General features: G+C 27.5%; 22 protein-coding genes. 3 read left to right on the forward strand and 19 right to left on the reverse strand.

All coding sequences use genetic code 11. From position 1 onward, the window contains the following. From HKO22_RS10150 to HKO22_RS10230, 17 genes are all read right to left on the reverse strand, one after another. A partial coding sequence (locus tag HKO22_RS10150) for an ABC transporter ATP-binding protein (protein ID WP_169970444.1) occupies window positions 1–1,114 on the reverse strand: 1,114 nt, incomplete at its 3' end. Window positions 1,115–1,144: 30 nt separating this feature from the next. Beyond that, the gene (locus tag HKO22_RS10155; protein WP_169970413.1) at window positions 1,145–2,353 is read right to left on the reverse strand and encodes a lanthionine synthetase LanC family protein; all 1,209 of its coding nucleotides are present in this window, start codon (window positions 2,351–2,353) and stop codon (window positions 1,145–1,147) included. A 33-nt stretch (window positions 2,354–2,386) separates the two neighbouring features. Then, a complete protein-coding gene (locus tag HKO22_RS10160) occupies window positions 2,387–3,319 on the reverse strand; it encodes a CPBP family intramembrane glutamic endopeptidase (RefSeq protein WP_169970415.1) in 933 nt (310 codons plus the stop codon). Window positions 3,320–3,592: 273 nt separating this feature from the next. Then, window positions 3,593–4,132 carry a flavodoxin family protein gene (locus HKO22_RS10165; protein WP_169970417.1) on the reverse strand — a complete coding sequence of 180 codons (540 nt, stop codon included), beginning with the start codon at window positions 4,130–4,132 and terminating at the stop codon, window positions 3,593–3,595. Between the two features lie 48 nt (window positions 4,133–4,180). Further along, window positions 4,181–5,011 (reverse strand): CPBP family intramembrane glutamic endopeptidase, encoded by an 831-nt coding sequence (locus tag HKO22_RS10170; RefSeq protein ID WP_235932858.1) that lies wholly within the window; start codon window positions 5,009–5,011, stop codon window positions 4,181–4,183. 147 nt (window positions 5,012–5,158) lie between these two features. Next, window positions 5,159–5,395 (reverse strand): hypothetical protein, encoded by a 237-nt coding sequence (locus HKO22_RS10175; RefSeq protein ID WP_169970420.1) that lies wholly within the window; start codon window positions 5,393–5,395, stop codon window positions 5,159–5,161. Between the two features lie 41 nt (window positions 5,396–5,436). Then, a complete protein-coding gene (locus HKO22_RS11190; RefSeq protein ID WP_169970422.1) occupies window positions 5,437–6,291 on the reverse strand; it encodes a CPBP family intramembrane glutamic endopeptidase in 855 nt (284 codons plus the stop codon). Between the two features lie 140 nt (window positions 6,292–6,431). Further along, entirely contained in the window at window positions 6,432–6,587 is a 156-nt protein-coding gene (locus tag HKO22_RS10185; RefSeq protein WP_169970424.1) for a hypothetical protein, read from the reverse strand. Window positions 6,588–6,662: 75 nt separating this feature from the next. Next, complete coding sequence (locus HKO22_RS10190; RefSeq protein ID WP_075659317.1) at window positions 6,663–6,908, reverse strand: hypothetical protein; 246 nt, start codon at window positions 6,906–6,908, stop codon at window positions 6,663–6,665. Between the two features lie 224 nt (window positions 6,909–7,132). Further along, complete coding sequence (locus tag HKO22_RS11195; protein WP_169970446.1) at window positions 7,133–7,510, reverse strand: lantibiotic dehydratase; 378 nt, start codon at window positions 7,508–7,510, stop codon at window positions 7,133–7,135. Window positions 7,511–7,518: 8 nt separating this feature from the next. Next, window positions 7,519–7,752 (reverse strand): hypothetical protein, encoded by a 234-nt coding sequence (locus tag HKO22_RS10200; RefSeq protein WP_075659318.1) that lies wholly within the window; start codon window positions 7,750–7,752, stop codon window positions 7,519–7,521. A 381-nt stretch (window positions 7,753–8,133) separates the two neighbouring features. Continuing rightward, window positions 8,134–8,886 (reverse strand): ABC transporter ATP-binding protein, encoded by a 753-nt coding sequence (locus tag HKO22_RS10205; protein ID WP_169970426.1) that lies wholly within the window; start codon window positions 8,884–8,886, stop codon window positions 8,134–8,136. Continuing rightward, window positions 8,883–9,905, reverse strand: coding sequence for an ABC transporter substrate-binding protein (locus HKO22_RS10210; protein WP_169970428.1), 1,023 nt, complete (start codon window positions 9,903–9,905; stop codon window positions 8,883–8,885). The genes HKO22_RS10205 and HKO22_RS10210 overlap by 4 nt, the downstream gene beginning before the upstream one ends. Then, the gene (locus tag HKO22_RS10215) at window positions 9,902–10,663 is read right to left on the reverse strand and encodes an ABC transporter permease (protein ID WP_169970430.1); all 762 of its coding nucleotides are present in this window, start codon (window positions 10,661–10,663) and stop codon (window positions 9,902–9,904) included. The genes HKO22_RS10210 and HKO22_RS10215 overlap by 4 nt, the downstream gene beginning before the upstream one ends. After that, window positions 10,635–10,934: a thiamine-binding protein gene (locus HKO22_RS10220; protein ID WP_075659322.1), complete on the reverse strand. Its 300-nt coding sequence runs from the start codon at window positions 10,932–10,934 to the stop codon at window positions 10,635–10,637. The genes HKO22_RS10215 and HKO22_RS10220 overlap by 29 nt, the downstream gene beginning before the upstream one ends. Before the next feature lie 210 nt (window positions 10,935–11,144). Then, a complete protein-coding gene (locus HKO22_RS10225; RefSeq protein ID WP_169970433.1) occupies window positions 11,145–11,720 on the reverse strand; it encodes a nitroreductase family protein in 576 nt (191 codons plus the stop codon). Between the two features lie 53 nt (window positions 11,721–11,773). After that, entirely contained in the window at window positions 11,774–13,519 is a 1,746-nt protein-coding gene (locus HKO22_RS10230; protein ID WP_169970435.1) for an ABC transporter ATP-binding protein, read from the reverse strand. Window positions 13,520–13,655: 136 nt separating this feature from the next. Between HKO22_RS10230 and murJ the strand changes: the two genes are divergently transcribed. Together murJ and HKO22_RS10240 are read left to right on the forward strand one after the other, a co-directional pair. Continuing rightward, window positions 13,656–15,248: a murein biosynthesis integral membrane protein MurJ gene (gene murJ, locus HKO22_RS10235; RefSeq protein WP_075659324.1), complete on the forward strand. Its 1,593-nt coding sequence runs from the start codon at window positions 13,656–13,658 to the stop codon at window positions 15,246–15,248. A gap of 248 nt (window positions 15,249–15,496) precedes the next feature. Beyond that, on the forward strand, window positions 15,497–16,390 hold the full coding sequence (locus tag HKO22_RS10240) for a DMT family transporter (protein WP_169970437.1): 894 nt from the start codon (window positions 15,497–15,499) through the stop codon (window positions 16,388–16,390). A gap of 32 nt (window positions 16,391–16,422) precedes the next feature. Here HKO22_RS10240 and pepD read toward each other — a convergent pair whose 3' ends face one another. Together pepD and HKO22_RS10250 are read right to left on the reverse strand one after the other, a co-directional pair. Continuing rightward, a complete protein-coding gene (pepD, locus tag HKO22_RS10245; RefSeq protein ID WP_169970438.1) occupies window positions 16,423–17,871 on the reverse strand; it encodes a beta-Ala-His dipeptidase in 1,449 nt (482 codons plus the stop codon). An 8-nt stretch (window positions 17,872–17,879) separates the two neighbouring features. Further along, window positions 17,880–19,289, reverse strand: coding sequence for a YfcC family protein (locus tag HKO22_RS10250; protein WP_169970440.1), 1,410 nt, complete (start codon window positions 19,287–19,289; stop codon window positions 17,880–17,882). A 356-nt stretch (window positions 19,290–19,645) separates the two neighbouring features. Here HKO22_RS10250 and HKO22_RS10255 point away from each other — a divergent pair, with 356 nt between their 5' ends. After that, window positions 19,646–20,689: a hypothetical protein gene (locus HKO22_RS10255; RefSeq protein WP_169970442.1), complete on the forward strand. Its 1,044-nt coding sequence runs from the start codon at window positions 19,646–19,648 to the stop codon at window positions 20,687–20,689. The last annotated feature ends 135 nt before the right edge of the window (window positions 20,690–20,824 follow it).

Raw genomic sequence — 20,824 nt, forward strand, 5'->3', positions numbered from 1 at the left:
TAATATTTTTAAGAACATATTCCTTTGAAGAGTTATATTTGTAATATAAATTTTTTATTTCTATTTCTTTTATTTTATCTATTTTTATCTTATTAGAAACGTCCTCTTCTTTCAAATCAAAAAACTCAAATAATTGACCTATAAATAAACTTTGATTGACCATATTTGATAGTCCTAAAAGAACCGAAGTTATATTAGATTTAGAATTTGAAATGGCCCTAATATAAGTAATAACATCTCCAATTAAAATGTGACCAAGAAACCCTAATGAAATTGTGAAATAAAAAATAAATCCATCTACTAGTGTTTCAACTATACTAATTAAGCTTGACCATTTTATTTGAGTTTTATTTATATCTAAATCTTCCTTATTAAATCTTTTAATAAGGTTTTTATATTTATTTATGAAATAATAAAAAAGATTATAAGTTTTAAGTTCTTTATAAAAATTTCCATAAGACAATAAATATGTTAAATACCAACTTTTTCTACTATCATTTGTCCTCCCTTTTATTATCTCAAATCTTTTTAAATTAAACTTATTATTTATAAAATACTTAAATATGGGAATAATCATAATAACTACTACAAGCCAAACTCTAAAATTTATTAAAATAAAAATATAAGAAGAAAGAGTAATCAGCTGAGTTATTACAGACATAAAATCTCCATAATAAGATAAAAGATTATTTCCTCCTTGATTCTGTGCCCTATTCATTATGTCATAGGTCTTTGAATTTTCATAATCAGATAGAGATAATCTAGATGCCTTTAAATATATTTTTTCAGAAAAATATAAATTAAATTTCATGGTATATTTAGTATTATAGTACCCTAGAATGCTTGAATATATCGAGTTAAATAAGTCTATAGAAATATAAATTATAATATAAAAAATTATATTATTTAAGTTTTTTTCTACTTGAACTCCATTTATAATCTTCTGCATAATTACAAGAGAAATGGGAGAAATAATACCATTTATTATAGTAGATAGTATAGATATGAAAATATATTTATTATCTATTACCCTTATATTATGAACAATCCAAATTATATTTTTAAATATATTTTTATCATATTTTTTTCTTTCATTTTTAGTCCTAATATTTATCCTAGTTAAAAATTAAATAAACTAATCTTTTTAATCTATCATTATCAATTTTCCAAAATTGGAAATATAATTCATACTATTGTTGAGAATTAAGTATACTCCAGTAAATCCTTGCAAGAAACTAATATCGCCAAAATATATATCATCTATATAAGAATTAAGCCCTTTTTTAGTTATTTCATTTATGATTAGCTCAATAAACTTATCTTTTATATCTAATTTTTCTTGTAAATATAATTTCCTAAAATATTTATCTGAAAAAGAATAATCAATTATTGATATTACAGAAAAATATCCATGGCACAAATTAGAAATGTTCAAGTTTAAGTCATCTTTACATAAAAGATTTATAAGTTCTCTTATGTAAAAATTTTTTTCTTCTTCATATCCTAAATATGAATAAGTTTTTATTAAGCCTCTTAAAATTCCCAAGTTACCATTACACCAACTCGACTTATAATTTTCTAAATCTAATTTATATTTTTTGTTGTATAAATCATCAAGATTTAATTTTACAGGCCAATAAAGTACATTATTTATTTTCCTACAAAAATTTTTGTAATAAGCTAATATTTTTTCTATAGCATTGTCTAAATCTTTAATATTATATCCTTTGCTTTTTGCTTTTGCTAACACTATAGCAATTGAAATAATTCCGTGGGCCATTCCAAAATTTAAATGTCCATGTGGAAAATTTATAGTTTCTAAATCATTTTTTTGCATTTCTCTTTTTATAAAAAATTTATTATCTTCAATTGTTATTGATACTAAATATTTAATTATATTTTCTATTCCTTTTTGTTCAAAATTATTATCTAGAAAATAGTACAAATCTCCTGATAATCCACCTATAATATCATAAAAATTATAATGAATGCTTTTATATCCTTCATAATTTTTAAGTAAGTTCAGTGTGATTTTAAAAAATAAATTATCAACACTTTTTGAAAAATCTTTTAATAATCCTGTTATAATCGAAAATTCTTTCAACACAAAAGCAAATTGTCCTAATCCTCCAATCATACCACAATTATATATTATATTTCCTTTATTGAATTCATCTCTTATAGCCTTATAATAATCATAAACTTTCCTTATATAAATGTCATTATAATTATTCAATAATAATTGATTTATTATCATAATATCATTTGAATCTATTATTTTATCTCCATTTATAAAATAATTTGACATTCTATCATTAATATTAGTAATCTTTTGCTCATAATTCTTAATCATAATAGGCACCCTTATTTTAATTCAAGTTAAAATTCAATTATACTTTTTATTTAATAAAAATGGAGTATATACAAGTATAGCTGTTATTACAGATACAAGTAAAAATTCTTTTGTAAAAATAAAATCTTGATTGTAATCTGCACTCGTTACATTAGTCATAAACATATTGTGCAAAAGATGAATGAAAGTTACCGCAAGAACACTTCTACTCTCCATATAAATGAGTCCAAGCACTATCCCAATAGTAATGCAAAATACAGTAATATCTATACCTGCATAAAGGCCTTCTATTCCAGAATAAAATACAAAAAAATACAAGGGCAAATGAGATAAGCCCCACATAATGCCAGTTAATAAAACTCCTATTCTATTACCATACAATGATTGAAATATTGTCTGTAAAAAATATCTCCAACCATATTCTTCACCCATAGTAAATATTAAATTAATGATTGTGCTAAATAATCCTATGGTAAATGTACCTATTACTCTCGTTAAAAGATCAGTAACATCTACATCTGATTGAAAGTAAAAATTTAATATTCCCATTCTAAATGTATCTATTAAAATTACAACAAAAGCCAATTTAAGAAATAAAGCAAAATTAAATTTTCCTCTTAATCTTTTATCATCTATAGTTAATACATAAAGACTAATTAGCCAACCTAAATACACGACATAATCAATCTTATTTAAAACTTTTTCTGAAAAGAATGATAATATGTAAAAAAATATAAATATTATGAAGTATAAAGAATATATCAAGTTGAATTTATCCTTAAATAAATCTTTTAACTTAAAATCTTTTTCTAATAATATAGCAATAAAAGCAGGAACTAAACTCGTAATAAGGGTTATAACCCCTGTATTATCTACTTTATAAAAATATTTACATGTAATTCCCAGTAAAAAATTTAGAAAAAAAACTATAAATAAGAAGTATTTTGTTTCTTTTTCTATACTCATATTAACCCTCCCTCTTTTACCATTTTTTAACTCATTGATTTATTTATACTCATGAAATATCTTATAATTAACAAAATCACTACCACTTTAAAGAATATAAATTGTTTTAAAATGGTAGTGTACATAAATATACGAAAAATGTAATCTTTATACCTTTATATTTTTTTTATTGAGAATTTAATCTATCTAGCAAATCTTATAATCTACAAAAATTAATTATGTGTAGACAAATTAATATGTGTTTATATAAAATTTAAATCATAATTAATATGTTTACTTTTTAAACTTATAAATTTTTATTTTGTAATCAATTTTTTTTGATACTTCTAGTATAAAATCACTAACATTGTTATCAACTTTTCTATAAATATAGTTATCTAAATTTTTAATTCTCATTGATGTTTGTACTTGTTTTAAATACTCTGATACTTTTTGACCTCCTGTTTCAGATGTAGAAGTTATAGTAAATCCTAATTTCCCACCTAATTCTAAAGTGTGGCAATATAGTACACATCGATCTATTAGATTTTTCATTAACCCTGAAACAGACAAAACATAGACTGATGAGTACAATATTATTATATCTGCTGATTTTAATGTGTTTTTTATAAATGATAAATCATCTACTGAATCTAATGGGCATAATCCTGTGTTAAAACAGGAACCACATCCAAGACAAAACCGTGTGTTTAAATTCTTTAAATCTAAAATTTCGTATGTATAATTATGCCCTAACGATTTTACTATATTTAAAATTATTTGTACTCCAACTGATTTATCGTAATTACTTCCAATTACACAAACTATATGCATAATACCTCCTTTATATATTAATAAACTAATTGTAAATACTTTTTGTATTTAAATAAAAAATCTAAAAAACAGTACCATATTAAGTGGAAAAATTTTTATAAGTTCAGGTAAATATTTAATCTGTTGCAATACCTTTTTTAGAAGTTCTTTTTCTTTTTGTCTAAAAGAATAAATATAATTACCTTTTAGTAGCAATTGTACAAGCATTAAAACAACTCCCAATAATAAACTTATAAATCCAGTAGTGTTATTTAATCCGTCTAATTCTACATTGGTTGCCATAAAAAAATTCTGTAAAAATACTACAATTCTTAATGATAATGTTGAGTTCAAAAAATAGTGAATTATGACGGTATATGTAATGTTTTCTGTCATTATGTAAACAATTCCTAATACTATTCCAAATAAAAAACCTGATTTATATTTTCCATAATGAAAGAATCCAAAAACTATTGCCATAAATAATATCCCATAGTCATTACAAACGTTCATTAATTTTGTTTGTATTAAATACCTAAAAATATATTCTTCAAATAAAACAAATAATATCATCATAATAATTAAATACAAATCAATAAATTCACTTGTTTCATTATTCGATTCTTGTAAAAAATTTAAATTTGTTGTTAAAATAATAATCCCTTGATAAATAAAAACATATTTGAAAAATAATATTAATTCTTTAATTTTTATATTTTTCATTCCTTTGATCAAATCTTTAAAAAAATCTGCAACATGAATGCCAAATAGACAACTAAATCCAATAAATATAGAAATAGGATTTAGAAGTGACCTAAATACTAAAAAAGAATCCGATGCCTCTTTAAACTTAATCGATGATAGAAAAATAAATATTATAAAAGAAACTATCATTGCCATTCCAATTTTCTCTAAAATTTTCTTTCCTTCTGCTTTCATTGTACCCCTCAATTATTTAATAAATTTTTTTATTATTCAAATTAATTTATTTTAACAGTATAAGGCTTTATTTTCTATTTAATTAGAACTGTTATTTTTACTTCTGAATTAACATCTTAAAGCATTGTCCATTCTTCCGTTGCAAGCAGTTGTCATATCTCCAGGTGAACAGTCAGTAGACGGACAAGCTAAAGTTTTACATTTTTGTGTCATACAACCATCTCCTGTATTGATAAATGATTCAACTATCCAAGAACATACTGGAGTTGTCCCCATAGTTGATTCACTTTTTTCATCTTGCTTTATTTTCGTTAAATCTAAATCAAAATCTTTAAATCCACTCATAAGTTTCTCCTTTCTATGTTTGTGCCCTTATTTTTCTAAATTTATTTATATAAATATTTAAAGAATTTTTTATAAATTCCAATAAATTTTTTCTTATAAAAAATTTTTATGAAATATATTAATATTAATATAATAAATATGTTTATTATTCCTGTTATATTGTTATTATGTTTCATAATAAAGTTAATGTCTGGCGTATCCTTTAAAATAAAATAGTAATATAACGCCGATGACATAGACAGTAAATTACTAAACCCATGAGTCAAAATCGAATATCTTAGTTTGCCAGTTACTATATAAAGTAATCCAGTGATAAAACCTATTAAAAATGAATATATTAAGGAACTAAGAATTGTAAAATGAAATAGTCCAAAAGAAAACGCAGATAATAAAATTGCATAGTTATTATTAAGACCCTTAGACTTTAAAAAAGTTATTCCTATTTTTCTAAAATATAATTCTTCCCCTATTGGTACTAAAATAATAGATGTAGAAATTATCTCTAATAGGGCAATTATATTTATATCATTTATTTGTAATTTTTCATTGAAATTCTTTAAATATCTTTGGTAATAAATAAAATTTAATTTATTTTCAATATTATAAATTAAAATGAAAAATATTGTTGATACTAAGATACTCGAGAGAATAAATACATAAATATCAATTGTTTTTATATTTAAATCTTTAAAACAAGATTTTTTTATATCTCTTCTAGTTATTAAATATGTTACTATAATAAATACAATAGAAGCTAATAAGTTTATATGATTTATATCAATTAAATTTAAATTTTTTAAAAATACAAAAATAATGTTAAAGATTATATTAAAAATCAAAAAATTTACGAAACAAAAAGAGATACAAAAGGCAATATTTTTTAAAAATTTTCCCATATTTCAATTATCCACCCCTTATATTAAAGCATTGTTTTTTTAATATCTTTATATAAAATTCAAAACCAATCCGAATTTACATATATAAAATTTATCTATATAAAACCATTAAACTTAAAATAAATGTATTTAAATAAATTCTAATTAATAGGTTTATTATAAAATAATCTAGTCAATACAAAATAAATAGCAAACCATATTAATGCTTCGTAAAATAAATTTAGATTTACAAATGTATCTATTACTATAACTATTAGCCAAGTAATCAAAGCAATTAATAACTCATTCTTCTTCATATTAGTTTTCCTCCTCATAAACTTAAATTAGCAAACTATATTATCTTAAAAATTTTTTTAATAATTTTTACTTATTTAGCATCCACTTAACTCCCTGATAGAATCTTTTTCATTGTTAACATTAATACAATTTCTAGCATCTGTAACTGAACATACTGCTGATGGACAAGTACAGGAATTACACTTTGTTAAAAAAGCACTTTCAAAAAGTTTAGACGATATATATGTGCAAACTGGTCCAAGAGAAAATTCCAAAGTCTCGCTACCACTATTTTCCTTTATCTTGTTTAAATCGAGATCAAAATCCTTATATTGTTTCATTTTATAATCCTCCTTTGAAATATAGTTTGCTAAATATCTAAATTATAATTTGCTAGCTATTTAATGTTTTTTGTATTCTAGTCTATTTATATCTCATATCACCAATCAGTATATCTAACAAAACCAAAAAGATTCCTCCAATCCCACATAAAAACTAAAGTCATTTTTATATCCCTGTATTTCAGTTATTCCTTTATTTGATTTTAAATCTATTTTATCTAAATCTAAAAAATGAAGTAAAATAAATCATTATATTTTATAAAATCTTTAGACTTGTCTTTAACTAAGCCTACAAGATTTGTAAATCTAATGCTACTTTCTTTAATTTCTTCTGTACTTTCTTTTAAATTTCCTCTATTTGTAAAATAAGGATTTTTCAGTCTATCTCCACTGACATAACAAATATCATTGAATTTTAAGGATAAGCTTTTAAGTATAGTTGAGTCATCTTCTAATTTTTTTATTAACCCATTTGCCCAATCTGTGTCTACTTTAGTATCTATTATTTCATCTTCTTTTTCGATATTTGTATTTAGCCCAAATTCTATAATGGATACGTTTGCAAAACATTCATAAGGAGTTGCTCTAGAGCTTGCTCGTATAAAATATTTTAGTAAGCCTTGACATAAATTTCTATATTTTTTTCTTCTTTAGGTTTATTAATATATGAATAATAGAGTGATTTAGAAGATACCAAGAGAGCATTTTTTAAAAAATTATCCAAAGTCTCATTTTCTGATATAAATGAATATATGTCTTTGTTTGAATTTCTATATTCTTCTAAGTAATAAAATGGTAAAGCTGGAGTTCTAATCATAAAATAATCCCAGATATTATAATCCATAACAACATCACTCCTTTATATAATAACGATATCATTTATATTTAATCTTTTCAAATTTATTTTGTGTGTTTGGCTGTAAAATAAAATGTGGAATTGCTAGCAACTAAAAACTCATACTAATTTTATATAAAATATTAATTACCAAAAAACAAATAGGTCTATTAATATGAGTTATAAAGATATTACATTAAATGAAGAAATTAAAAAATAGAAATAAGCTTCCAAATTTACCAACCAATATTAACTTTGCAAATGAATAGTAAAGAAAATTTAAATGAATTACTTATTAAGTATTATCCAAAGAAATAGGTTTGACTAAAATCAAAGGATAATTGTAAAATTAAATGCGACACCAAATAAAAAACGAGGTATTTGCCTCGTTTAAATAATTTTATCAAGTTTTTCAATAATGTGTTTTTTGTACTCAATAAATTTTTTATCTTCAAAAAAATTTTCTTGGAAATCCTCTTTTATTTTGATTTCATCAATTATTGTTCCTGGATCTTTTCCCAGAATATAAATTCTATCTGAAATTTTTATTGCCTCTTCTATGTCGTGAGTTATAAAAATCGTAGAAATTTTCATCTCTCCAATAATATTTTTATACCACTTGTGAATTGAAGCTTTAGTAATTGCATCAAGAGCAGAAAAGGGTTCATCAAGTAGGGCAATTTCCTTTGAAAATACATAGGTCCTAAGAAGTGCTGCACGCTGTGCCATTCCTCCAGAAAGCTGTGAGGGGAATTTTTCCTGAGTTCCCTCGAGACCAAAGTCTTTGAATAGTCCACGAACTTTTTCCCTTGCAACTTTTTTCTTATTGCCACGCAAAATTAATGGTAGAGATACATTGTCGATAATAGTCATATAAGGAAGTAGTAAATCCTTTTGCAACATATAGGAAACCTTGCCAGACCTTCCAGTGATATCCTCACCTTTTAAAAAAACTTTGCCCCTATCTGGCTTTAAAAGTCCCGCAATTATATTAAATAAAGTCGTCTTCCCACTTCCAGAAACGCCAACTAGCGAAACTAATTCTCCCTTATTCAATACGATGTTTATGCCCTTTAGGACTTCTTTGTCGCCAAAGGACTTATCTACATCGCTTACTCTTAAAATCTCTAGTTTTTCACTCATTTTAATTTTTCAGGATTTACAAAATCATTAGTGAAACCAAAGTCCTTAGGAATTTCTCTATCGATTAATTTATTTTCCCACAACCAAGAGTAAAAATTATTCCATCTATCTGCATTTATTTCACCAAAATATTCAGCATCATCTTTGTATTTGTCATGGATATAATCCATTGCTTTAATTGTGTACTCTTTATCAAGTTCTGGATTTAATTTAACTAGAATTTCTGCAGCTTCCTTTGGGTTTTTTGCTGCGTATTCATATCCCTTAGAGAAAGCACGCATAAATCTCTTTGCTACATCTTCTTTGTTTTTTAAAAAATCGTTATTTGCAATTAAAATTGGAGTGTAATAGTCAAAAGTTTTATTAATATCTTTAAAAGCAAAATAATTAATTGGCACATTTTCCATTTCAGCTCTAACTCCATCTACTGGATAGAAAATCCATACTGTGTCAATGTCTTTACCTTGAATTGCTGCAAGTGTGTTTGTAACATCACCAGGAATTAATTTTACTTTAGAAAAATCTCCTCCATCGTCTTCAACAACTTGTTTTAAAATTGCCTGTTCAATTGGAAGCCCCCAAGTTGAGTGATTGTGATTTTCCATATCCTTAGGCCTTGTGATGTTTTTGTCTTTAATTGATACAATACCAGAAGTATTGTGATTTATAATAGCAGCAACTGCTGTAACGGGAAGTGGCTTTTCACTTGCAAAGGCAGGAGCAATTGTATCTTGAAAAGATACTCCAAAATCAGCCTTGCCTGATGCAACAAGAGCTTCAGCTCCATTTGCCGGTGGTTGATTTACTTCAACTTCAATTCCTTCCTCTGCAAAAAATCCCTTGTCCATTGCCACATAAAGGCCTGCGTGATTAACATTTGGATCCCAGTCAAGTAAAAAGCTAACTTTTTCCATTGGCTTATCCTTTTTTTCTTCAACTTTTTTATTTTCAGTTTTACCACAAGCTGTAAGCATAATTCCCGCTAAAATTAAAACTAATAATTTTTTTAAACTTTTCATTCTTCCTCCATCCACGGCATCATCTTTTTTTGAATATAACTTACGAGTTTCATCAAAATAAGAGAAATAGCCGAAATTAAAAATATAACAGCAAACATTTTATCAAAGGAGTAATTTTTTTGGACTCTGATCATATATACTCCAAGCCCCTTAAAACCTCCAAGCCATTCAGCAATTACCGCACCTACAACAGAATATGAAACTGCAATTTTTAAAGCAGAGAAAAAGTTTCCCATGCTCTCTGGCAATTTAATGTATTTATAAATTTCAAACCTGCTTGCACCCATTGCCTTTAATAGTTTTATTTTATCTTGATCCACTTGTTTAAATGCCTCGAGAAGAGAAATTGCAACTGGAAAAAATGTTACAATTACAATAAGGGCAATTTTGGGAGCAATTCCATATCCCATCCATAATACAAGTAGTGGTGCAATTGCAACCGTTGGCACAGTTTGCGTCAAAACCAAAATGGGATACAGAGCAGAATAAACAAACTCTGACAAATCCATTAATAAAGCTGCAACAAAACCTAAACTAACTCCTACAAATAAGCCTAAAAAAGCTTCTATGAGAGTTGTGCCAAGATGAGATGCAATAGTAGAAAAATCTGTAACAAATGCTTTTATGACATCAAAGGGTTTAGGAAGTAAATAGGGTCCTACAATTCCCCTTGTAGTTACAAAATGCCAAATAGCTAAAATAATTATTATCAAGGAAGCTGCTGAGATATTATCCTTGATACTTGCCGATTTTTTCATCGATGGTCAATATTCCCTTCTCAGAATAAAATGTCTTAGAATAACAAGCAACTTGTTCTGAAATTTCTCCAGCTATTTTTACACAATTTTTCAAAATTTCAAAAGCCCTGTCGAAGTTATCTAATTCTATAACTGTTTCAAAGGGAGTTACAACATAGTTTACTTTCTCGCTCTTTATATATTCAATTACTTTGTCTACAACTTCTACAACAGATTCTGAAGTACCTTCTTTAGTTGTAGGAAGTATTTGTATTGCTACTGAAATCTTCATAAAACCTCCTCATTAAAAAATAAAATAAAAAAAACCTCTTCAAAGAGAGGCATTGTTCCCGCGACAGCATTACCTGTCCTGGTCCAAAGGGTTTAAGGATTAACCTAATCTCAGCAAAAGCTCCCCTGATACTCTTATTATAGTCATAAGAGATTTTTATTACAAGTATAAGTTAATAAAAAAAGTAGACTCTCGCCTACTTTTCTTTATTTACTCAATAACTTTTAAAATTTCATCAATTGATTTTTTGTCTATTTTCTCCGGTTCTTCTTGGATTTTTCCAAAGGGCATTTCTGCAATGAGTTCCCATGAATCTGGTATTTCATATAAATCCTTAACCCATGAGTCAATATGTGGATTGTAATGTTGGTTACTTGCACCAATTTCTTCATCACGAAGTGCTTGCCAAATATTTAGCTGTACCATTGCTGCCGAATGTTGTCCCCAAGTTTCAAAATATTCTTTATATAATGGAATATTCTTTTCTTGCTCTTTAATTTCATCTTTGTCGATAAAAATTAGAGCTGTACCCTTTGCATGATAAAATCCGTGAAATTTTTCTTCATTTATTTTATTGTCATAAGTTTCATTTACTCTCTTCCAAAAGTCCTTTGATTTTTCATCAAAAAGCAATACTACTCTCGTAGTTTGCGAGTTCATATGAGATGGAGTTGTGTTTAAAACATCTTCTATCAAATATTTTATTTCTTCATTAGAAAGTGGTACATCTTCAGATAAATCGTAATAAGATCTTCTTTTTTTTATAATTTCTATATAATCTTGCATAATACACCTCTCAAAGTTTCTTTCTTGTTATGATATACCCTAAAATAAATTTATTATTCTAATCTGCCACCCTTTGTATAGAGGTTGTAATAATAACCTTTCTTTTCCATAAGTTCGCTGTGCTTTCCTCTTTCCACAATGCCCTCCTTTGTCATTACAATAATTAGATCTGCATTTTGTACAGTTGTAAGTCTATGAGCAATGGTAATAGTTGTCCTTCCCTTTGAAAGTTTTTCAATAGAATCCTGCACAACAATTTCACTTTTGTTATCGAGAGCTGAAGTTGCTTCATCTAAAATTAAAATTGGTGGGTTTTTCAAAAAAACTCTAGCAATGGAAATTCTCTGTTTTTGTCCTCCAGATAATTTTACTCCACGCTCGCCTACATAGGTATCAAAACCATCTGGTAGATTTTTGATGAATTCATAAGCTCCAGCCAACTTTGCAGCTTCAATAATTTCTTTATCACTTGCATCACTTTTTCCATAGCCAATGTTGTCCTTAACTGTTCCAGAAAATAAATACACATCTTGTTGAACTATGCCAATATTTTCTCTTAACGATTTTATTTTTATATCTCGCACATCAATTCCGTCTACTTTAACAGAACCGCTGTCCACATCGTAAAATCTTGGTATCAAATTACAAATTGTAGTCTTTCCTGCACCACTTGGTCCTACTATTGCAAGTTTTTCGCCTGGAATAATATCCACGCTAAAATTATTTAGGACCTTTTCTTCGCTCTTTCCGTAACTAAAGTCCACATTATTAAAGGAAATTTCTCCCCTTACATTTTTTATTTCAATTGCATTCTCTTTGTCCTTTATGTCTGATTCAACAGACATAATTTCTGCAAATCTTTCGATACCTGTCATTCCCTTTTGAAACTGCTCTGTAAATTCAATAATTCTTCTAACCGTTGCAAGAAGTGACTGAATAAACATTACATAGACTATTAAATCTTCTGGATCAATTTCTCTTTTCATGAGAAAATAACCGCCACTTGCAATTAAAATAAGATACATCAATCCGTCAAAAATTCTATTAATTGTATTAAAACCAGCCATTGACTTGTAGTATCTCTTTTTTATTCCTAAAAATTTATTGTTCTCATAGGTAAATTTTTCGCTCTCCACATCTTCATTGGCAAAAGACTTTACAACTTTTATCCCTAACAGAGAATCTTCAATGGCAGAATTTAGATTGCCAATATGAACTCTTTGATCCTTTTGTGCTTCTCGCATTTTATTTCTAAAATGACCAGAAAAATAAATCATTAGCGGAATCATAATATAAATTAAAAGAGTCATTTTTACATTAATAGTAAGAAGTATTATTAATGAAATAATAATTTTTAACACGCCGATAAAATATTCTTCAGGACAGTGATGTGCAAACTCCGTTATGTCAAAGAGGTCATTGGTAATTCGTGACATAATTACACCCACTTTTGTTTCATTGTAAAAAGTGTCAGAAAGACTTTGAAGATGATAATAAAGATCCCTTCTCATGTCCGTTTCTATACGTGCACCCATTATGTGACCAATGCTCGTCATAAAATACTGTGCAAAGACCTCAATAACCTTTATTGCAAAATATATCAATGAAAGTTTTAGCACAAATTCAAAGGTAATAGATGATAAATCTTTCATACCAAGATTTGTTAGTTTGCGGAGAATTAGTGGCAAAACCATTTCACTTGCTGTAGTAAGTCCTGCACAAAATAAATCTAAGAAAAGTGTAAATCTGTATTTATAAAAATAGGGCAAAACTTTTTTTATTAAATTTCTATTTTTCATTTTTCCTCCTTTGTTATTATTATAAAACAATAATAACACATAATTAAATTTCTTTAAAATAATAGATTTTAACCTCACTTGACATAAATTTTTAAACAAATTATAATTTGATAAGACTTATAAAGGAGATAATAAATTGGAAAATAAAGATAACGCAGGCTCACGAATTGCAAAGTCAACTCTCGCCATTACAGTATTTTTGTTAATAGGAAAGGTTTTTGGGTTTTTTAGAGAATCACTCACTGCCTATGTCTTTGGTGCAGGAACAGAAATGGACGCCTTTTCCCTTGCACAAGCTGCAACAGCAATGATATCTAGTTTTGTAACTCAAGCGATAGCGACAACCTATATACCTTCTGTACAAAAGGCTGAAATGGACCATGGAAAGAGCAGAAAGAATTATTTCACCAATAATTTACTACTTATATCATCTTTGGCATCCCTTGTTCTAATTGCACTAGGAATCCTTTTTCCAAATCAAATTGCACTATTGTCTGCATCACAAGCTGATCCAGAAACCTATGCAATTGTTGTTAAACTTATACAAGTTGGAATGCCCGTAGTTTTATTTTCATCATGGGTTGGAGTAATGGAAGGATATCTTCAACATGGCGGCAAATTCGCAGCCACTGGTGCCATTGCCATTCCACTAAACTTAACTTATATAATTTACTTAGCACTATTTTCTAAACATGTTGGAATAATGGGGCTAACTATTGCATCAGTTCTTGGAATACTTGCGGAATTTTTATTTTTACTACCAAATGCAATAAAAATTGGCTACCGACCAAAATTTATTGCCGACTTTAAAGATCAATATGTAAGAGAGGCAATTCTCCTCGCCCTACCAGTTTTTGTATCAGTTTCTGTAAATGACATAAACACAATCGTAAATAGAAACTTAGCATCAGGCATGGGCAAAGGTGCTGCATCAATCTTATATTATTCAAACAAAATGAATACAATGATAATTGGGATTTTTATAACTGCAATAACTGCCATAGTATTTCCAATACTTACAAAAACTTTAGGTTCAGGAGATATGAAACTAGGCAAAAAAGTTATGAACGCTTCAATTAAAACAGTTTTATTTATAACAGTACCAGCAACCATTGGACTAATAATTTTAGCAAGACCAATTATAGAAATTGCCTTTGTGCGTGGATCCTTTACTGCAACAGATGGTATTGCGGCTACATCTACACTTAGATGCTACTCTCTATCTTTAATTTCAATTTCTGTAATAAATGTGTTAAATAGAATTTATTATTCTATTAAAGATACAAAGACGCCTTTCTACGTAGGCGTAACTAATGTAATAATAAATGTTGGGCTTAACCTTTTAGTAGCAAGACATTATGGAACTAATGGACTTGCTGCATCAGTTTCCATTGCAACGACAATTGCACTTCTCATTTCCTTTATACTTCTTAGAAGAAAAATTGGAAATCTCGGAACAAAGTCTTACATTAAGGCACTAATAAAAACATTGATGGCTTCCCTTGCCATGGGACTTGTTGCATTATCTTACTTCCCTTACGAAAAATTAATTATGTCCTTTACATCAGGTGCTTTTCAAACGCTTTTAAGACTAACCCTTCTAATGATAATAGTTTTAATCGCAGCTTGCGTATACCTATTGTCTTTATATAAATTAGGTGTGCGTGAAGTGCGTGACGTTGTCGATATAATAAAAAATAAAAGAGAATCAAGAAAGAAATTAGCATAACAAATGAAAATAAAGGCTCAATAAGAACTGATCTCCCATAGTTAGACTTAGAACTAATTTAAGGAGATCAGTTTTTAATTGAGTATATTTATAGTATAATTTTATGCAAATAATTTTCCATTACATAAAATTATATTAACTAAAATAATGGTTTTTATTTGCTAAACTATTATTAAATAAAAATTCTAGAGAATTTTGACAAGATAAAAATTAATTTAAGCAAAAACTATCTATAAAGGGGTTATAAAATGAACATCAGTAAAGAACTTAAAGGTATTTTTCAAGCAATATTTTCGGCTATATTGTTTGGCTTAATGCCTCTTTTTACTAAAGTTATCTATAGCTTTGGCTCAAATTTTACTTCAACAGCATTTTACAGAACTAGCCTCTCTTTAATTTTAGTTTTTATATTATGTATTCTAGAGGATAAAAGTATCAGAATTAATTTTAAAGAATTTATTTATCTAATAATTGGCTCTATATTTTTTGTTGCAACATCATTAACTTTATACAGCTCTTATAATTACATATCTTCAGGTGTTGCAACTACTATTCACTTTGCATATCCAATTATTATTTTCATCATTAATACAATTATTTCTAAAAGTCGACCAAATAAAATTGACGTATTTTGCATTTTATCAGTTAGCCTTGGATTAGTTTTAATAATAGATTTAAAAAGTGGACATATAGATTTAAGAGGAGTAGTTTTAGCTGCTATCTCATCCTTTACTTATTCTTTCTACTCCATCTTTTTGGAAAGGAGTGTTTTAAAAAACTTAAATTCAATAAGAATTTTATTTTATATAAATTTAATTTCAAGTTTTTTAATATTTGTATTTGTGCATATAACAGGCAATAAAATAGTTTTATCCTATAACCTATTTCAATGGATGTTTATATTTCTTTATTCCATTGTTATTACCATAGGAGCTACACTTTTGTATCAAAAATCACTTAGAAATATTGGAGCAACCTACACTTCCATTCTTTCTTGTCTAGAACCTGTAACTAGTGTAGTGTTTGGAATATTATTATTGTCAGAACTAATATTTTTTAAACAAGTATTGGCAATTATACTCATACTTTCATCCACTATAATTATCGTTATAAATCAAATTAAAAAATATAAAATAAATTAAAATATTAAAATCATTATTCTAAAGCCTTATATTTAATCTATTTCCCTGAGAAACACTTTAAAGGTCTCATAAAATTTAATTATAGAAGGGATGTTTGCCGATTCAGATGGACTGTGAAGTCCTGTGTGATTTGGACCAACGCTAATTATATCTAAATTAGGATTTTTTTCTAGCAAATAACCTGACTCCAATCCTGCTGCTGAAACCTTTACTTCTATTTTCTCGCCAAGTTCTCTTTCAAATATTTCTTTATAACCCTTTCTTAGTTTGCTTTCTGGGTCATATCTCCAGCCTGGATATTTTGCATATCCTTCTAAACTGCCTTTATATATATTGGCTATTTTCGAAATTTTATTAAGTGTATATTCAACTTGTGTTTTTTCTATAGCTCTTATTTCATTGACAATTTTAACAGTATTGTTTTCAATTCTCAATTCCCCTAGATTATTTGATGAAATAACTACATGCTTTATTGGATCAACTTCGAAGATTCCATTGGGATATAATTTAATAATATTAATTATTTTATTTAAATCTTCTGGGGATATTGCTTCTTTATCTAATTTAAAATCTTCAGAATTGACGTAGATAATATCTGAAAAGGCACTGTATTCGAAGTGAAGTTCTTCTTCAAACTCTTTAAGAATATTATCTAATTTATTTTTGTCTAGGTTAGTGCTTATTATTGCATAAGCTTCTCTAGGAATTGCAAGTCTAAATGTTCCACCCTCTATATCTAAAAGCTCAATTTCATCTTCCAATTTTTCTAATAATCTAGATAGTAGTATAATGGCATTTCCTCTACCTTTTTCTATATCTTCGCCAGAGTGACCGCCTAGTAAACCTCCAACTTTAATTTTAAAAGTATTAAAAAGTTTTCTTTCTCGCCTATTTATATCTAATGAAAAAGTAACTCCCATTCCACCATTACTTCCAGCAATAATTTCATTATCCTTGCTATTGTCTATGTTGATAGCTCTATTGCCTATTAGCCAATCTTTTGAAAGATTTTTAACCCCACTGAAGTCATCTTCTTCAACAGTGGTAAATATTGCTGTTATTGGCGGATGTGAAATTTCTTTATCCTCTAACACAGACATTATTATGGCTACCCCTAGTCCATTATCTGCACCTAGTGTAGTTTTTCCACCTGTATTGAGTTCATCTCCATCAATTTGTACAGGTATAGGATCATTGTCAAAATCAAAATCAAAACCATCTTTTTTCTGACAAACCATATCCATATGAGCTTGTAAAATTAAGGGCTCTTTTTTTTCTCCGCTCTTTTGACCATCTTTCATTATTACTAAATTATATTTACCATCTTGTTTAACTTCTAAATTGTTTTTTTCAGCCCAATTTTTTAAAAAATCTGAAACCTTTTTTTCTTTAAAGGATGGTCTAGGTATTTCTGTAAGCATTAAAAAATTTCTTAAAACTTGCACTTCTTTTAGATCATCAATTGAATTAAATTTATTCATATCTCCTCCTAAAATGGTCCAAATCCAATATTTACTGCTATAATACAAGCAATTATTCCTATTAAATACCATAGTAAAACTAACTTCCAAAACCATTTAATCCACTTGCCATAGGATATTTTCATTAATCCCAAGGCTACCATTATTGTAGCTTCTGCTGGTGAAAGTAAATTAGTTATGCCATCTCCCATGTGATATGCAAGAGCAACAGTTTGCCTTGTTATTCCTAAAACATCTGCCATAGGAACTAAGATAGGCATTACAATTACAGCTTTGCCTGATCCTGATGGAACAAATAGATTTATTATTGATATTACAATAAAAGATAATGGTGCAGATACTATTGATGGTAGTTTCCCTAAAACTCCCGTTAAAGAATGAACTATAACATCAAGTATATGTCCTTCCATCATTATAATAGTTAAACCTCTTGCAAATCCTACACATAGACAAGGATAAAGTAAGTCAGCTGCTCCATTTACAAAAGCATTTACTGTTTCATTGACAGGCTTATCAGAAATACAAGCCATGACTATCGTTAATAAAATAAATACAGCTGCCATTTCTCCTAAATAAAATTGAAATACTATTACTCCATATACTATGCCTATAACTGCAAGTACAAAAGATATTAGAACTAATTTATGTCTAATTGAAAACTCGATATTTGAAGAAATTTCTTCTCTGTATTTACTAGCCTTATCCACTTCATAAGATAAAGATAATTGAGGATTTTTATGAATTTTGTCAGCATATCTGTATATGTAAACAATTGTTACAGTGAGAGTTGCAAGCCATAAAACTAATCTAAATCCAATGCCTGAATAGGGCGGTAGTTGTGCTATTTGTTGTGATATTCCTAAAGTAAAAGGATTCATTACACCACCTATGTAACCAACAGCAACACCACAAATTCCAATTACAACACCTGTTATTGAGTCAAAGCCTAAGGCAAGACATAGGGTTATTTGCATAGGTAAAAATGCAAGGCATTCTTCAAAATTTCCTAAGAAAGCACCTCCCAATGCCCACAATGTTACAAAAAATATAACTACTAGTTTTTCTTTTCCCTTTAATCTAGTAGCTGTTCTTGAAATTAATGCTTCTAAAGCTCCCGTAGAGTTGAGTACTCCAAAAGCTCCTCCTATAATAAATAGAAAGGAAGTAATTCCAGCTGATTCTACAAGGCCTTGATGAACTGAAGATAATACTTTCCAAGGTCCTACTGGAGTGTTTTCAATATAGTGAAATGAATTTGGATCAACCATTTCCTTGCCAGTCTCAGGGTCTAAGAATCTAGTATATTCTCCTGCTGGAATCAAATAAGTAAGTATTGATACCATTGCCATTAAAATGCATATTAATAGCAAAGCATCTGGTGCTTTAAAATTTTTTAGTCTTTTTTTAATCTTTCCCATAATAACCTCCCAAAAAAATATAGCATTTTGTGAAAACATTGTTAATCATGCTTCATATATTTAATATAATTTTAAAATTTAACAATTACTTTTCCCAATAGTCTAGTATAAATTATTCTAAGTATCAATTTAATAGATTTATGAGCTAAAATTAGCTTTTCTATAACTATTTACCAATATAGTTTTTCTCTTTATCTTGGTAATGAATAAATAACATTATATAACTAGCCTACTTTAAATTCAACTTTATTATTTAAACTAATAGCAAATAATTTTTTATTTTTTTAAAAATTAATGAATTAAAGTAGTTATTTTGTATTTAAGTGGTATAATATAAATAAATCGGAGGTGTTATTATGGGTGGCTTAATAATTGTTGTTGCCATTATTGTAATCGTTTGCTATATTATGTGGAGAAAAAATCAAAATAAAAATACTCCCACTGCTAAAAAATCTATTGAAACTAAAGAAAAACCTTCTGTTGAAAAAGTACATAAGACAGAAGAAATTAAAAATGATGATGTTATAAGAAAAGATGATTCTGTAAGGAATTCTAAAGTTAAGGAAGAAAATAAATACGATGCTTCCAGAAAAAAAGACCGTGCTAAAAAGAGAAGAGAAAAAAGAAATTCAGAATCAAAAGAAATATTTGAAGTTCCTTCTGAAAAAACTGAAGATAATAAAGTTGAACCTAAAGCTAACGTAACTAAAGATAAAGCTAAGGAACCAGTTAAAAAGGTAGAGCCTAAGGCTGATGATTCTAATAATAAAACTAATGAACCTGCTAAAAAGGTAGAGCCTAAGGCTGATGATTCTAACAATAAAACTAGTGAACCGGTTAAAAAGGTAGAGCCTAAAGATGATGATTCTATTAATAAAATTAGTAAACCTGCTAAAAAAATAGAGCCTAAGGCTGATGATTCTATTAATAAAACTAATGAACCTGCTAAAAAATTTGAAACTAAAGCTGAAAAAGTAAATTCTATAAATGAAAAATACTCACACATAATCAATGCTCTTGGTGAAAATCCATGGGACATAGATAAAGGTAAAATTAGTGTTAAGGTTGAAGATATTAAAACTAAAAAATCTTTAGATGCCGAAGAATTTGAAAATATGGACTTTAAGGAATCACTTACAGTAGAAAAACTAATTGAATTTTTAAATTGTGTAAGTACAAATCCAACTATTTTAAAAAGAAAAGAAAATATTATTTACGATTTTACAACTAAAAAAGAAGATGAAATCAAAAAAATTGCCAAAAGATATTCTCTCGAAAATTATAATTTTGAAAAGGCGACTTCTGTATTAACTGTCCATAAGGAAAGTTCAAAGATTTTAGAAATCACAGATATTTTAACTTCAGAGGAAAAGAGAATTTACTTTGAAACAAAATTTTAGTAAAATATAAAGGTTCTATAATAAATAGTGTTGGTGAGAAATCATCAGCACTATTTTTGTATGGAAATGTATAAAAAATAGACATAGAAATCACATTCCTATAAAATATAGTTGCAACCAAATACCAAGGAGTGA

The sequence above is a fragment of the Peptoniphilus faecalis genome, from assembly GCF_012976305.1.
Lineage (GTDB): Bacteria > Bacillota > Clostridia > Tissierellales > Peptoniphilaceae > Peptoniphilus_A > Peptoniphilus_A faecalis.

What these genes read in the sequence shown, in the direction of transcription:
- HKO22_RS10205 (WP_169970426.1), bottom strand. Translation starts at nt 8,886, where the DNA reads ATGAGTGAAAAACTAGAGATTTTAAGAGTAAGCGATGTAGATAAGTCC.
- HKO22_RS10250 (WP_169970440.1), bottom strand. Translation starts at nt 19,289, where the DNA reads ATGGGAAAGATTAAAAAAAGACTAAAAAATTTTAAAGCACCAGATGCT.
- HKO22_RS10230 (WP_169970435.1), bottom strand. Translation starts at nt 13,519, where the DNA reads ATGAAAAATAGAAATTTAATAAAAAAAGTTTTGCCCTATTTTTATAAA.
- HKO22_RS10165 (WP_169970417.1), bottom strand. Translation starts at nt 4,132, where the DNA reads ATGCATATAGTTTGTGTAATTGGAAGTAATTACGATAAATCAGTTGGA.
- HKO22_RS10225 (WP_169970433.1), bottom strand. Translation starts at nt 11,720, where the DNA reads ATGCAAGATTATATAGAAATTATAAAAAAAAGAAGATCTTATTACGAT.
- HKO22_RS10175 (WP_169970420.1), bottom strand. Translation starts at nt 5,395, where the DNA reads ATGAGTGGATTTAAAGATTTTGATTTAGATTTAACGAAAATAAAGCAA.
- HKO22_RS10255 (WP_169970442.1), top strand. Translation starts at nt 19,646, where the DNA reads ATGGGTGGCTTAATAATTGTTGTTGCCATTATTGTAATCGTTTGCTAT.
- HKO22_RS10210 (WP_169970428.1), bottom strand. Translation starts at nt 9,905, where the DNA reads ATGAAAAGTTTAAAAAAATTATTAGTTTTAATTTTAGCGGGAATTATG.
- HKO22_RS10155 (WP_169970413.1), bottom strand. Translation starts at nt 2,353, where the DNA reads ATGATTAAGAATTATGAGCAAAAGATTACTAATATTAATGATAGAATG.
- pepD (WP_169970438.1), bottom strand. Translation starts at nt 17,871, where the DNA reads ATGAATAAATTTAATTCAATTGATGATCTAAAAGAAGTGCAAGTTTTA.
- HKO22_RS10220 (WP_075659322.1), bottom strand. Translation starts at nt 10,934, where the DNA reads ATGAAGATTTCAGTAGCAATACAAATACTTCCTACAACTAAAGAAGGT.
- HKO22_RS10200 (WP_075659318.1), bottom strand. Translation starts at nt 7,752, where the DNA reads ATGGATTATAATATCTGGGATTATTTTATGATTAGAACTCCAGCTTTA.
- HKO22_RS10215 (WP_169970430.1), bottom strand. Translation starts at nt 10,663, where the DNA reads ATGAAAAAATCGGCAAGTATCAAGGATAATATCTCAGCAGCTTCCTTG.
- HKO22_RS10240 (WP_169970437.1), top strand. Translation starts at nt 15,497, where the DNA reads ATGAACATCAGTAAAGAACTTAAAGGTATTTTTCAAGCAATATTTTCG.
- HKO22_RS10190 (WP_075659317.1), bottom strand. Translation starts at nt 6,908, where the DNA reads ATGAAACAATATAAGGATTTTGATCTCGATTTAAACAAGATAAAGGAA.
- HKO22_RS10160 (WP_169970415.1), bottom strand. Translation starts at nt 3,319, where the DNA reads ATGAGTATAGAAAAAGAAACAAAATACTTCTTATTTATAGTTTTTTTT.
- HKO22_RS10170 (WP_235932858.1), bottom strand. Translation starts at nt 5,011, where the DNA reads ATGGCAATGATAGTTTCTTTTATAATATTTATTTTTCTATCATCGATT.
- HKO22_RS10185 (WP_169970424.1), bottom strand. Translation starts at nt 6,587, where the DNA reads ATGAAGAAGAATGAGTTATTAATTGCTTTGATTACTTGGCTAATAGTT.
- HKO22_RS11190 (WP_169970422.1), bottom strand. Translation starts at nt 6,291, where the DNA reads ATGGGAAAATTTTTAAAAAATATTGCCTTTTGTATCTCTTTTTGTTTC.